Annotated in this window: 12 protein-coding genes; 8 read left to right on the plus strand and 4 right to left on the minus strand. The window is 65.6% G+C overall.

Features of this window, described 5'->3' with window-relative positions; all coding sequences use genetic code 11:
* Positions 1-28: 28 nt before the first annotated feature.
* Positions 29-664, minus strand: coding sequence for a PH domain-containing protein (locus tag AC3ZI9_RS05380; RefSeq protein ID WP_444555272.1), 636 nt, complete (start codon positions 662-664; stop codon positions 29-31).
* A gap of 103 nt (positions 665-767) precedes the next feature.
* On the opposite strand from AC3ZI9_RS05380, the gene AC3ZI9_RS05385 reads away from it, so the two are divergent.
* The 3 genes from AC3ZI9_RS05385 to AC3ZI9_RS05395 all read left to right on the plus strand — a co-directional run bounded on the left by AC3ZI9_RS05385 (position 768) and on the right by AC3ZI9_RS05395 (position 5,265).
* Entirely contained in the window at positions 768-2,600 is a 1,833-nt protein-coding gene (locus AC3ZI9_RS05385; protein ID WP_444566291.1) for an ABC transporter ATP-binding protein, read from the plus strand.
* Positions 2,601-2,930: 330 nt separating this feature from the next.
* The gene (typA, locus tag AC3ZI9_RS05390) at positions 2,931-4,853 is read left to right on the plus strand and encodes a translational GTPase TypA (protein WP_444555274.1); all 1,923 of its coding nucleotides are present in this window, start codon (positions 2,931-2,933) and stop codon (positions 4,851-4,853) included.
* The gene (locus AC3ZI9_RS05395; RefSeq protein WP_444555275.1) at positions 4,840-5,265 is read left to right on the plus strand and encodes a hypothetical protein; all 426 of its coding nucleotides are present in this window, start codon (positions 4,840-4,842) and stop codon (positions 5,263-5,265) included. The genes typA and AC3ZI9_RS05395 overlap by 14 nt, the downstream gene beginning before the upstream one ends.
* A gap of 37 nt (positions 5,266-5,302) precedes the next feature.
* Here the strand turns inward: AC3ZI9_RS05395 and AC3ZI9_RS05400 are convergent, their stop codons facing one another.
* Complete coding sequence (locus tag AC3ZI9_RS05400) at positions 5,303-5,797, minus strand: ArsR/SmtB family transcription factor (protein ID WP_489923942.1); 495 nt, start codon at positions 5,795-5,797, stop codon at positions 5,303-5,305.
* Positions 5,798-5,860: 63 nt separating this feature from the next.
* On the opposite strand from AC3ZI9_RS05400, the gene AC3ZI9_RS05405 reads away from it, so the two are divergent.
* Positions 5,861-7,216, plus strand: coding sequence for an MFS transporter (locus tag AC3ZI9_RS05405; protein WP_444555277.1), 1,356 nt, complete (start codon positions 5,861-5,863; stop codon positions 7,214-7,216).
* Here AC3ZI9_RS05405 and AC3ZI9_RS05410 read toward each other — a convergent pair.
* Positions 7,213-7,491, minus strand: coding sequence for a hypothetical protein (locus AC3ZI9_RS05410; protein WP_444555278.1), 279 nt, complete (start codon positions 7,489-7,491; stop codon positions 7,213-7,215). The two genes, AC3ZI9_RS05405 and AC3ZI9_RS05410, sit on opposite strands and share 4 nt — an antisense overlap.
* 131 nt (positions 7,492-7,622) lie before the next feature.
* On the opposite strand from AC3ZI9_RS05410, the gene fdxA reads away from it, so the two are divergent.
* The 4 genes from fdxA to AC3ZI9_RS05430 all read left to right on the plus strand — a co-directional run bounded on the left by fdxA (position 7,623) and on the right by AC3ZI9_RS05430 (position 11,190).
* On the plus strand, positions 7,623-7,946 hold the full coding sequence (fdxA, locus tag AC3ZI9_RS05415) for a ferredoxin (RefSeq protein WP_444555279.1): 324 nt from the start codon (positions 7,623-7,625) through the stop codon (positions 7,944-7,946).
* Positions 7,947-7,950: 4 nt separating this feature from the next.
* Entirely contained in the window at positions 7,951-9,087 is a 1,137-nt protein-coding gene (gene dapC, locus AC3ZI9_RS05420) for a succinyldiaminopimelate transaminase (RefSeq protein ID WP_489923943.1), read from the plus strand.
* A gap of 81 nt (positions 9,088-9,168) precedes the next feature.
* Complete coding sequence (locus AC3ZI9_RS05425) at positions 9,169-10,452, plus strand: citrate synthase (RefSeq protein ID WP_444555281.1); 1,284 nt, start codon at positions 9,169-9,171, stop codon at positions 10,450-10,452.
* Between the two features lie 132 nt (positions 10,453-10,584).
* Positions 10,585-11,190 carry a hypothetical protein gene (locus tag AC3ZI9_RS05430; protein WP_489923944.1) on the plus strand — a complete coding sequence of 202 codons (606 nt, stop codon included), beginning with the start codon at positions 10,585-10,587 and terminating at the stop codon, positions 11,188-11,190.
* 16 nt (positions 11,191-11,206) lie between these two features.
* Here the strand turns inward: AC3ZI9_RS05430 and AC3ZI9_RS05435 are convergent, their stop codons facing one another.
* Positions 11,207-12,022, minus strand: a complete 816-nt coding sequence (locus tag AC3ZI9_RS05435) for a hypothetical protein (RefSeq protein ID WP_444555313.1) — start codon at positions 12,020-12,022, stop codon at positions 11,207-11,209.
* Positions 12,023-12,107 lie beyond the last annotated feature (85 nt).

Here is a 12,107-nt window from a genome sequence, read left to right on the forward strand (position 1 = left end):
TGCCGGGAGCACAGGTTCCGGCACGGTGTCAGGACAGCACGGCAGGCAAGGTCAGGCTCAGGACGATCAGGATCAGGAGGACAGTGAGATGGATCCAATGGATGCTTCGCCGGGTCTTCAGGGACTCCGTGGACTCGAGATCCAGATCCCCGTCTTCGGCCATGCGTGCCAACCGTCGTCTGACGATGTCGGCGACCACGCCGGAGTCGCTGGAGCGTTGATCGCCCGGACGGATGCTCACATAGCTGGTGCCGGATTGGTCGCGGGACTCCGATCTGGCCGAACGGCGCGAGTCGCGCAGTGCCGAGATGACGCTCGGAGCAGGAGCGGCCCACGCGGTGAAGCGCCCCTTGGGCGTCACCAGGGACAAGGCGTATTTGGTGTCCACCAGGATGATCGTCGACCACGGGACCCGAAGGGTCTGCAACGGATTGATCAAGGTGACACCGGCGTCGTTGACTTCCACCCGGGGCAGCCAGAAGACGACCCACGCGGCATACCCGACCACAAGAACGGGCAGGATGGCCGGTGCCGAATACCAGCTTCCCGTCCACAGGATCGCGACGGCGGCTGCGACGGCCAACACCATGAGGGCCATCGCCAGGAAACGGGGCCCACGGGGCCTGAAGGTGAAGTCCCGGTTAGTGCTATAAGCAGAAGTCATAACCCACATAGTTTCAGGATTATCGGCCGCCATGTAATCGGCGCCACACAACACCCCGGCCGCCGGCCTACGCGGGCCGCCGGCGGAAGGAAATGAGGACCAGATGAGCCAGCAGAATCCCTCCTCCCGGGAGGCAACGCAGGGCGGCGAGCAGCCGGTCCTGAAGGTCAGCCACCTCTCCGTGGACTTCGGTGTGGACAAGGAATGGGTCCCCGCTGCCATCGACCTGAACTACCACGTGAACGCCGGCGAGGTGCTGGCCATCGTGGGGGAGTCTGGATCGGGCAAGTCGGCCAGTTCGATGGCCCTGCTGGGGCTGCTCCCCACCAACGCCAGGATCCGTGGTGAAGTCACCCTCAACGGGCAGTCACTGCTCGGGCTGTCCAGCCCGAAGATGCGCCAGGTCCGGGGTAACGATGTCGCGGTCATCTTCCAGGAACCCATGACCGCCTTGAACCCGGTCTACACCATCGGGTTCCAGATCATGGAGACCCTGCGCCTGCACAACCCGATTTCCCCCGCGCAGGCCCAGAAGCGTGCGTTGGAAATGCTCGAACTCGTCGAGCTTCCCGACCCGATGAAGGCCTTCAAGTCCTACTCGCACCAGTTGTCCGGCGGTCAGCGTCAGCGCGCCATGATCGCCCAGTCGCTCTCCTGCGACCCGAAGCTGCTGATCGCCGACGAACCGACGACGGCCCTGGATGTCACGGTCCAGGCGGAGATCCTGGATCTGATGCGCAACCTGCGCAATAAGTTGAACTCGGCGATCGTGCTGATCACACATGACATGGGCGTGGTGGCCGACCTCTCCGACCGCATCGCCGTCATGCGGCAGGGGCGCATCGTTGAGCACGGGACCACCCATGAGATCTTCAACGACCCACGACACCCCTACACCCAGGCCCTGCTGGCGGCCGTGCCGAAGCTGGGCACCGGGGGCGATTCCATCGGGGAAGTCGACGTGGATGCCGCGGTGGCGGCGGCCTCCGGGACCGAACTGGATTCACCCGAGGATGAATCCTTGCAGATCCGTGAACGCAAGCTCCTGGATGAGGCGAAGGAAGCCCAGTACGGGGCCGCGAAGATCGAGGACCGCCCCGTGGTGCTTGAGCTGAAGGACGTTGCCATCGAATACCCGAAGCAGGGGCGCGTACCGGCCTTCCGCGCCGTTGAGGGCGCGAATCTGACGGTCCACCAGGGCCAGGTCGTGGGTCTGGTCGGTGAATCCGGTTCGGGAAAGACCACCATCGGCCGGGCCGCGGTGGGGTTGCTGCCGGTGGCCGAGGGGTCCTTGAAGGTCAACGGGGCCGAGCTCTTCGGGCTCAAGCCCACCTCCAAGGAACTCTTCCACATCCGCCGACAGATCGGCATGGTCTTCCAGGACCCCTCCAGTTCACTGAACCCGCGTCTGCCGATCGGTGAGTCCATCGGCGAACCGATGCTCCTGGCCAAGGTCGCCAAGGGGGCCGAGCTGCAGAAGAAGATCGAGACGCTGCTGGACCAGGTGGAACTACCGCGGAACTACCGCAACCGGTACCCGCACGAACTCTCCGGCGGCCAGAAGCAGCGGGTGGGCATTGCCCGGGCCCTGTGTCTGGAACCGCAGCTGATGGTCGCCGACGAGCCGACCTCGGCCCTGGATGTGTCGGTGCAGGCGAAGGTCCTGGAACTGTTCCGGGACCTGCAGGCCGAAATGGGGTTCGCCTCCCTCTTCGTCACGCACGACCTCGGCGTGATCGACGTCCTGGCCGATCACATCGTGGTGATGCGCAACGGGAAGATCGTCGAACAAGGATCCCGCGACGATGTCCTGCGCCGGCCCCAGGACCGCTACACGCAGCGCCTCATGGCAGCGGTTCCGGTGCCGGACCCCGACGCCCAGCGCGAACGCCGGGAGCTGCGGGCCCGTCTGCTGGCCGACTCCGAGGCCTCCTGACCCGACCGGTACGGCCCTGCGGTCCACGTCCGCCGGCAGCAGGCTGCGCCGGCGGACGGTCCCGGGCGGGACAACGCCATCATGATGCCTGCCGGCGCTGGTGGCCCCCGCGCGCGGAACGCCGTGCCACCGGACGCCAGGAGTGTGATTTACCTCTCACGTGCAACCCTGCCGGTCCAAGGATTTCGGGCCCGAAGCGGTCCTGTCCGCCGCCTCGGCGACACGCTCGGTCGCGGCAACTTTTCATGAAGGTCTAGACTGGTCTCTTGGGTCAGCCGTGGCCCCACGTCTTCGACCCAAAAAACATCAACTTGAAGCGAGCCTTTACGCATGTCAGATCTTTCCCCGGGAACCACTAGCGCTACTCGCGAGGATCTTCGCAACGTCGCCATCGTCGCCCACGTCGACCATGGAAAGACGACCATGGTCGATGCCATGTTGTCGCAGACCGGCGCTTTCTCCTCGCATGGCGACACCACGGATCGTGTGATGGACTCCGGCGAACTCGAGCGCGAGAAGGGCATCACCATCCTGGCCAAGAACACCACCGTGTTCTACTCCGGCCCGTCGGCCAAGGGCCATGACGTCACCATCAACGTCATCGACACCCCCGGCCACGCTGACTTCGGTGGCGAGGTCGAGCGCGGACTGTCCATGGTCGATGGCGTCGTCCTGCTCGTGGATGCCTCGGAAGGGCCGCTGCCCCAGACTCGGTTCGTGCTGCGCAAGGCCCTGACGGCCAAGCTTCCGGTCATCCTGGTCGTGAACAAGACCGACCGTCCCGACGCGCGGATCGACGGTGTGGTCTCCGACTCCATGGACCTGTTGTTGGGGCTGGCCTCCGACCTGGCCGAGGAAGTCCCGGATCTGGACCTGGACTCGGTGTTGAACGTGCCCGTCGTCTACGCCTCGGGCAAGGCCGGCCGTGCCTCGACGATCCAGCCAGAAGACGGATCGCTGCCGGACAGCGAAGACCTCGAGCCGCTGTTCTCCACCATCATGGAGCACGTCCCGGCCCCGACCTACACCCCCGGTGAAGTCCTCCAGGCCCACGTCACCAACCTGGACGCCTCGCCGTTCCTGGGTCGCCTGGCCCTGATGCGCGTGTTCAACGGCACCCTGCGCAAGGGCGACCATGTTGCCTGGGCACGCCAGGACGGCCAGCTGAAGACCGTGAAGATCACCGAACTGCTGGCCACCAAGGGCCTGGGCCGCGTGGCGGCCGAGGAAGCCGGACCGGGCGAGATCGTCGCAGTTGCCGGGATCGAAGACATCATGATCGGTGAGACGCTCACCGACGTGGAGAACCCCAAGCCGCTTCCGTTGATCACCATCGACGACCCCGCGATCTCCATGACCATCGGCATCAACACCTCGCCGCTGGCCGGAAAGGTCAAGGGGGCCAAGGTCACCGCCCGCCAGGTCAAGGACCGCCTCGACAAGGAACTGATCGGCAACGTCTCGCTGAAGGTCCTGCCGACCGAGCGTCCCGACTCCTGGGAGGTCCAGGGCCGTGGCGAACTCGCCCTGGCCATCCTGGTGGAGCAGATGCGCCGCGAAGGCTTCGAGCTGACCGTCGGCAAGCCGCAGGTCGTCACCCGCACCGTGGATGGCAAGATCCACGAGCCGATGGAACTGATGACCATCGACGTCCCCGAGGAGTACCTGGGCAACGTGACCCAGCTGCTGGCAGGCCGCAAGGGGCGCATGATCAACATGGCCAACCACGGAACCGGCTGGGTCCGGCTGGAATTCACCGTCCCCGCCCGTGGCCTGATCGGCTTCCGCACGCGGTTCATGACCGATACCCGCGGTGCCGGCATCGCCTCCTCCATGGCCGACGGCTACGAGGCCTGGACCGGTGACATCGAATACCGCAACAACGGCTCGATGATCGCCGACCGCTCCGGAACGGTCACCCCGTTCGCCATGATCAACCTGCAGGAGCGTGGCTCGTTCTTCGTCCAGCCGACTTCCGAGGTCTATGAAGGCATGGTCGTCGGGGAGAACTCGCGCGCCGATGACATGGAGGTGAACATCACGAAGGAGAAGAAGCTCACCAACATGCGTGCCGCGTCCTCGGACTCCTTCGAGAACCTCACCCCGCCGCGTCACCTCACGTTGGAGGAATCGCTCGAGTTCGCCCGCGAAGACGAGTGCGTCGAGGTCACCCCGGAAGCCATCCGCATCCGCAAGGTCATCCTCAACTCCAGCGAGCGCGGTAAGGCCTCCCGCTCACGTGCCCGCGCCTGATCAACGGACCCGCCGGCTCACCCCGGTGATCACCGGCACCCTCGTCGCCATCGTGACGGGGGTGCTGGCCGCTGTCTTCGGCACGCTCCTCCAGGGCCAGATCCACTACCTGGGGGATACGCCCCTGCCATGGGGTGCCGTATTGGCGCTCCTGTTGGCGGGCAGCTTCGCCACGGTGGCCGGACTGTATGTCGAGAAGGTCTGGGTCGCAGGGCTCTGTGGGCTGATCACCTATGGGCTGGTCGCCTGGACCGCCCTGGATACCCATAACCACCTGTTGATCGGGTGGTCCAGCCACGACACGTTGCCCGGTCCGGCCCTGGCCGCAGCCCTGTGGACCTACGGGATCGTCGTCTCCACCGTGGTCGCACTGCTCGTCACCGCCGGTGGCCTGCGCACCCGTCGCCGCTGACGGCTCCGCCGTATTGGGCCGGACGCCGACGCCGAAATCAGTTGGCCGTCTGGTCCAGATGGTGGGCAACGAAGAGCGACGTCGCCACGCCCTCGTCGTCGGAAGGGCGCAAGGCATAGTCGGAGATGACGTCCTTGATGCGTGAGAGCAGCTCGCGCTGATCCGCCTCGGTCAATTTCAGCCCCACCCGCATCACCTGGATCTCGTCGGGAGCCAGACCGTTGATCTCCTGGAGAAACGTCTCCAGCAGCACGGGGGCCGCGTCGGGCAGCTTCGTGCCCCAGGACATGCGGGTGCTGCGATACGGCACTTCCTTCGCCCCGCGTTTACCCCGGCGCGGCTCCTCGGACTCCAGGAATCCGGTCCCCATCAAGGTCCGCACATGATGCAACGACGTCGCCGGATTGATCTCCAGCAGATCGGCTATTTCCTTGTTCGTCCGGGATTTGTGCAGAGATAAACGCAGGATCCTCAGGCGGATCGGGGAGCTCAATGCCCTCGCCCGTGCTTGCAGCTCGTCATCTGATGCCATATGTTCAGCATACGATAAACAACTGCACTGATTGACATCATCAAATCACATAGCAAGGTTTTCATGACCTCTCCTGGGCCCCAGTCTCATTCGGCTCCGGACGGTAACCAGCAGGCCAGTGGGGTGGCCGAACCGTCCAACATCCATCCTTCGCCACCGCCTCGGACGCCCTTGCGTCGGGACGGGAACTTCCTGGTGTTCTGGCTCGGCCAGACACTGAGCCAGTTTGGCGCCCAACTCGGCACGGTGGCCATGCCGGTGCTTGCCGTCACGCTGCTGCAGGCCTCGGAGTGGGAAGTCGGCGTCCTGAACGCGGCGAACACCGCAGCCTTCCTGGTGGTCGGTCTCCCCGTGGGGGCGTGGGTCGACCGGTTCTTCAAGCGCCGGATCATGATCCGTGCCGACGTGGTCCGGGCCGCCGCCATGCTGGCCATCCCGCTGCTCTGGTACCCCGGGTTGCTGCATATCTGGCATCTGTGGATCATTGCCGCGATCATCGGGGTGGCCAACGTCTTCTTCGACGTCTCCTACCAGTCCTATATCCCGGCCTTGGTCCATCGTGAACAGATCTCCGAGGCCAACGCCAAATTGGAGATCAGCGGGCAGATCTCCCGGTTGGCCGGTCCGGCCGCCGGGGGTGCGCTGCTGGCGGTGTTGACCGCACCGCTGCTCTTCGTCGGCCAGGCCATCGGGTATCTGGTCTCGGCACTATGCCTGTGGCGGGTCCGCGACGATGAACGTCCCGCGGTACGCCGGCCCGATGCGCGGTTGGTTACCGAAATCAAGGAGGGGCTCGGCTATGTGGTCGGGCACCGGCTGATCGGTCCGATCGCCGCGACCACCGGCATCATGAACTTCTTCAGCACCATCATCTTCACGCTCCTGCCGATCCTGGTGCTGCGCACGTTGAGCCTGAACACGGTCGAGCTCGGCCTGATCTACTCGGCAGGTGCCGTCGGCGGGCTCCTGGCGGCCTCCCTGACGCCCTGGGTGGCCGCCAAGGTGGGGGAGGGGCCGTCGCTCGTGGTCGGCACGCTGCTGACCGCCGTGGGCATGTCGGGATTCCCGCTGTCCATCCTCGCCGGGGGTCTGCGCCCGTCGTTCGCGATCCTGGCCTGCTCGATGTTCGTCCTGACCGCCGGCGTGCTGGTCTACAACATCATCCAGGTCAGCATGCGCCAGAAGATCTGCCCTCCGCGGTTGCTCGGGCGCATGAACGCGTCCATCCGGTTCATCGTCTGGGGCATCATGCCGGTCGCCTCGCTGCTGGCCGGGCTCTTCGGTGAAATGCTCGGCATTTCCACGGCCCTGTGGATCGGGGTCGTTGGCAGCGCCCTGGCCACCGTGCCGCTGCTGCTCTCCCCGCTACCGCGGATGCGCCAGTTGCCTGATGAGGAGGAGCACGACGGCGGGCTCTAGCGCCGGGTGCCGCCGCGACGCGGTGGTGCGGGCGGAACCCGTTTGGCATGGGTGATTGCGCTGTGGTCCACGGTGACCGGTCCGGTCCGGGTCTGCACGGTCACCCGACCCTCCGCCAGTGAGACGAAGTGGCCGATCGAATCGCTGTGTTGCGGTCCGTCCGGCACTTCGGGGGCGTCCCGGGACCCGTGCGACGGGGGGATCCGGCCGCCGATCCGGTACCTGATGACGATGCGTTCGCCGGGGGGCAGCGAGTCGAAGAAATCGGCGGTCATGGTCCCATCGTAGTAGCGAATCCGGGCGGGCCCTTCGGTCCGGGGGGCCAAGGGGACTAAGCTGGAGGCCGGTGGCGTCCTCGGACGCCCCGCGGAGTCGAGGCGAACAGCAAAGGAAGGCCCTAGGTACCGTGACCTACATCATCGCTCAGCCGTGTGTAGACGTGAAGGACAAAGCCTGCGTTGAGGAATGTCCCGTCGATTGCATCTACGAGGGGGAACGTTCCCTCTACATCCACCCGGATGAGTGCGTGGACTGTGGCGCCTGTGAACCGGTATGTCCTGTCGAGGCGATTTATTACGAGGACGACACCCCGGATGAATGGGCCGAATACTACAAGGCCAATGTCGAATTCTTCGACGAGCTGGGGTCCCCGGGCGGGGCCGCCAAGGTCGGCAACACGCACACCGACCACCCGATCATCGCCGCGCTGCCCCCGCAACCCGGCATCTGAAGCCGTGCTGATCCTCCCCGATTACCCGTGGGACTCGCTGGCCCCCTACCAGGAGCGGGCGCGTCAGCACCCCGAAGGGGTCGTGAACCTCTCCATCGGCACGCCGGTGGATCCCACCCCCGGGCTGATCCAGCAGGCATTGGCGGCTGCCGCCGACGCCCCGGGCTATCCGACCACCCATGGAACGGCCGGACTACGCCAGGCGATCGCCGATTGGTACGCCAGGCGCCGGAACACCACCGGGCTGGACCCGGAGAACATCATGCCCACGGTCGGCTCCAAGGAACTGGTGGCGTGGCTGCCGTTGTTGTTGGGGCTGGGAGCAGGCGACGTCGTCGTCCGTCCGTCCGTGGCCTATCCGACCTATGACATCGGCGCCCGGTTGGCAGGTGCGGAGGCCGTCGCCTCCGACGACCTCGAAAGCCTGGACCCCGAGGTCCGTTCGCGGGTGAAGCTCGTATGGGTGAATTCACCGGGAAACCCCACGGGGATCGTGCGTGACGTCGAGTCCCTGGCCGCACTGGTGGCCCAGGCCCGCGCCCTCGGCGCCGTCGTGGCCTCCGACGAATGCTATGCGGAGCTGGGGTGGGGCGACTGGGACGGACCCGGCACCCCGGGGGTCCTCGACGACCGGGTCAGCGGCGGTGACCACCACGGGTTGCTGTCGGTGTATTCGTTGTCCAAGCAATCGAACCTCGCCGGCTACCGGGCGGCCTTCGTCGCCGGGGCCCCCGAGCTCATGCCCCATCTGATCAACTCCCGAAAGCACGCCGGAATGATCGTTCCGTACCCGGTCCAGGAGGCCATGCGGGTGGCTCTGGGGGACGAGGGGCATGTGGCTGCGCAGAAGGAACGCTACCGCCACCGCAGGCAACTCCTGGTTCCCGCCCTGGAGGCGTTCGGCCTGCGGATCGACCACTCCGAGGCCGGACTCTACCTGTGGGCCACTGCGGGGGAGAACACCTGGATCACGATCGGCCGGCTGGCGGATCTGGGGATCGTCGCCGGGCCGGGAACGTTCTACGGCGAAGCGGGCCACGGGTACGTGCGGATCGCACTAACGGCCAGCGATGAGCGGGTCCTCGCTGCCTCAAACCGACTCACCGCCGCGGTGGGCGCGGTCCAGGCCCCACCTGATTAGTTTCCGGTGCCTGCGGAGCGGTACCGTGAGACCTGATTACTGCTTGTTTGTACAACTTTGTACTCCGGTTAAGGAGAAACCATGACGGATAACAATTCCGCTCGCTTGGCGTTTGCCGGACATGACCTCGAACTCCCGGTGGTGGCTTCCTCCGAGGGTAACGACGGTTTCGATGTCGCCAAGCTCCTGAAGGACACCGGGAATGTCACCTATGACCCCGGTTTCATGAATACGGCGGCCACCAAGTCCGCCATCACCTACATCGACGGCGATGCAGGAATCCTGCGCTACCGCGGCTACCCGATCGAGCAGCTCGCCCAGCAGTCCAGCTTCCTTGAGACGTCGTACCTCTTGATCTACGGGAATCTGCCCTCGACCAGCGAGCTGGAGGAATTCGACCAGAAGATCCGCCGGCACACCATGCTGCACGAGGAGCTCAAGGGCTTCTTCGGTGGCTTCCCGCGGGACGCCCACCCGATGCCGGTGCTCTCCTCGGCCGTATCGGCGCTGTCGACCTGGTACCAGGATTCATTGGACCCCTTCGACGAGGACCAGGTCGAACTCTCCACCATCCGCCTGCTGGCCAAGGTCCCGGTCATCGCCGCCTACGCGCATAAGAAATCGGTCGGCCAGGCGCTGCTCTACCCGGACAACTCCATGAACCTCGTGGAGAACTTCATGCGGCTGAACTTCGGCATCGCCGCCGAGCCGTACGACCTGGACCCCGATCTGGTCAAGGCACTGGACCAGCTGCTGATCCTGCACGCCGACCACGAGCAGAACTGCTCGACTTCCACCGTCCGTCTGGTCGGCTCCTCCAACGCCAACATGTTCGCCTCCATCTCGGCGGGCATCAACGCTCTCTTCGGCCCGGCCCATGGCGGGGCGAACGAAGCGGTGCTGAAGATGCTGCGCGGCATACAGGCCGAGGGCATCAAGCCCGAGGACTACATGGAGAAGGTCAAGAACAAGGAGGACGGGGTCCGCCTTATGGGCTTCGGACACCGTGTCTACAAGAACTACGACCCGCGCGCGAAGATCATCAAGTCCACCGCCCACGACATCCTGAACAAGCTCGGAGGCAACGACGAGCTGCTGGACATCGCCATGCGCCTGGAGGAGCGGGCCCTGGAGGACGACTACTTCATCGAGCGCAAGCTCTACCCGAACGTCGACTTCTACACGGGACTGATCTACAAGGCGATGGGCTTCCCGGAGAAGATGTTCACCGTGCTGTTTGCGATCGGTCGGCTCCCCGGCTGGATCGCGCAGTGGCGAGAAATGATCCAGGAACCAGGCCTGAAGATCGGACGCCCCCGCCAGCTGTACGTGGGCGAAGGCGAACGCCAGTACCCGAGCTTCTAGACCGGCCCTGCTGAATCCTTGAAGGCGGCCGCTTCCCTATGGGGAAGCGGCCGCCTTTTCATCCGGACGCTTCCGGGAACCGGGACACGGGCCTATTCTGGAAGTGGGGTTCACGGAGTAAGGACGACCGGCATGTATGAGTACCGTGGGGACGGATGGCACGTCTCGGCGCAAAGCCATGGGCAGATGCTGCTGGCCTTGTACTTCCGCGACCTCGCGGGCATAGAACACCCCGGCCCGCCCGACATCGCCCCGCTGGCACCCCGGGTCAAAGCCACCGCGGCGGCGGAGGTCTGTGGCCCTCCGGCTGCGGAGCTGCGGCAGGAATGGCACGACTGGTGGCGCCGCGTCCTGGTCCAGGGCCCGGAGGACGACGGGTTGTTCTCCCCACCGGCATTTCCCGGCTTCGCCGATTCCCCGACCCTGCAGCGACTCCTGCAGGCCCATTACGGTGCCGCCCTGAGTTGGAGCCGTGCGCGGATGATCGAGTACACCGAGGTCAGTGCCGAGCACCATGGCAGCGGGCGCCGCGGCCTGTTGGAACAGATGATCACCGACCGGGCGATGGAACTGGAACGCCGCCCGAAGCCGACGGAACTGAAGCTGGTGGAGCTGCCGTTGAGCGAACCACGCGCCTGGTTCGTGGACCCCGATACCGTCATCCTCAGTCAGGATCTGGCGCGGGACGCCGATTTGTACCGCAGCTTCCTGGAGCCGGTGATCCGCTTCCTGCTCTGATCCGGAGCGGGGTGGCCTACGGTGCGGCGTCGGCGAAGGTGATGACGACCTGCGATTTTGCTGTGGTGCCCGGAACCCATTGGTGCTCGGCGCGGTTCCACAACAAGCCCGAATTGCTCACCGAAACGATCTGGTGTTCTGCGGCATTGGCGACCGCCCATTGGGCGACGGCCCAGCCGCGTTCATCGGCCGCCGAAACGGTAAGTCGGTGGGCTCCGGCGGAGACCGGCAGGTCCCCGAATGCCGCGGTGAGCTGCGCCGACGTGGCAGCGACGTCCCCTGCTGCGGTGGGGCGGCGCAGGACGCAGTTCAACGCCGCCGGAGAATGCCCGGTCAGCGCCGAGGCGTAGGCCCTGCCTTCGGGTTCGTGAGCGGCGTAGGCCTCCGGGAAGGCGCTGCGTTGGACCTTCTGCGCGGCTTCGGTCACGGGCAGGGAGCGGTAGTCGAAGGTCTCCAGTTCCTGGTAGAACCGGTTGGTCGCGTAGAGCGGGTCCATGATCTCTTTTTCGGTGCCCCAGCCCTGCGAAGGACGTTGCTGGAACAAGCCCCGGGAATCGGGGCCCGCCCGGTCCCCGTAGTCGATATTGCGCAGTTTTGATTCCTGGACCGAGGTGGCAATGCCGATGGTCGCGGCCCGGGCCGGCATGTTGCGCCGGACGGCCACGGCGGAGATCAGCGCCGCATTGCTTGCCTGCTCCGGAGCGAGCCGGTGCTGGTCCGGCCCGACGGCGGCGGTGCAATGCGGCCGGACCAGTGTTTCTTGGTGATCGAGGAACCGGGAGGCGGCATAGACGCCTCCGGAGACCACCCCGACACCCAACACGATGGCCATGAAGGCGCGGAGCCCCCGATGGCGACGGCGCTGGGGCCCGGGGCCCCGACGGGGCCCCGGTGACCGGGTGGACAACGAGAAGACG

Source organism: Arthrobacter sp. AOP36-F1-5, from assembly GCF_058137995.1.

Coding starts and splice junctions, on each gene's coding strand:
- AC3ZI9_RS05410 (WP_444555278.1), bottom strand. CDS start 7,491: ATGACCGCCGATTTCTTCGACTCGCTGCCCCCCGGCGAACGCATCGTC.
- AC3ZI9_RS05405 (WP_444555277.1), top strand. CDS start 5,861: ATGACCTCTCCTGGGCCCCAGTCTCATTCGGCTCCGGACGGTAACCAG.
- AC3ZI9_RS05380 (WP_444555272.1), bottom strand. CDS start 664: ATGACTTCTGCTTATAGCACTAACCGGGACTTCACCTTCAGGCCCCGT.
- AC3ZI9_RS05385 (WP_444566291.1), top strand. CDS start 768: ATGAGCCAGCAGAATCCCTCCTCCCGGGAGGCAACGCAGGGCGGCGAG.
- typA (WP_444555274.1), top strand. CDS start 2,931: ATGTCAGATCTTTCCCCGGGAACCACTAGCGCTACTCGCGAGGATCTT.
- AC3ZI9_RS05430 (WP_489923944.1), top strand. CDS start 10,585: ATGTATGAGTACCGTGGGGACGGATGGCACGTCTCGGCGCAAAGCCAT.
- AC3ZI9_RS05435 (WP_444555313.1), bottom strand. CDS start 12,022: ATGGCCATCGTGTTGGGTGTCGGGGTGGTCTCCGGAGGCGTCTATGCC.
- AC3ZI9_RS05425 (WP_444555281.1), top strand. CDS start 9,169: ATGACGGATAACAATTCCGCTCGCTTGGCGTTTGCCGGACATGACCTC.
- AC3ZI9_RS05400 (WP_489923942.1), bottom strand. CDS start 5,797: ATGGCATCAGATGACGAGCTGCAAGCACGGGCGAGGGCATTGAGCTCC.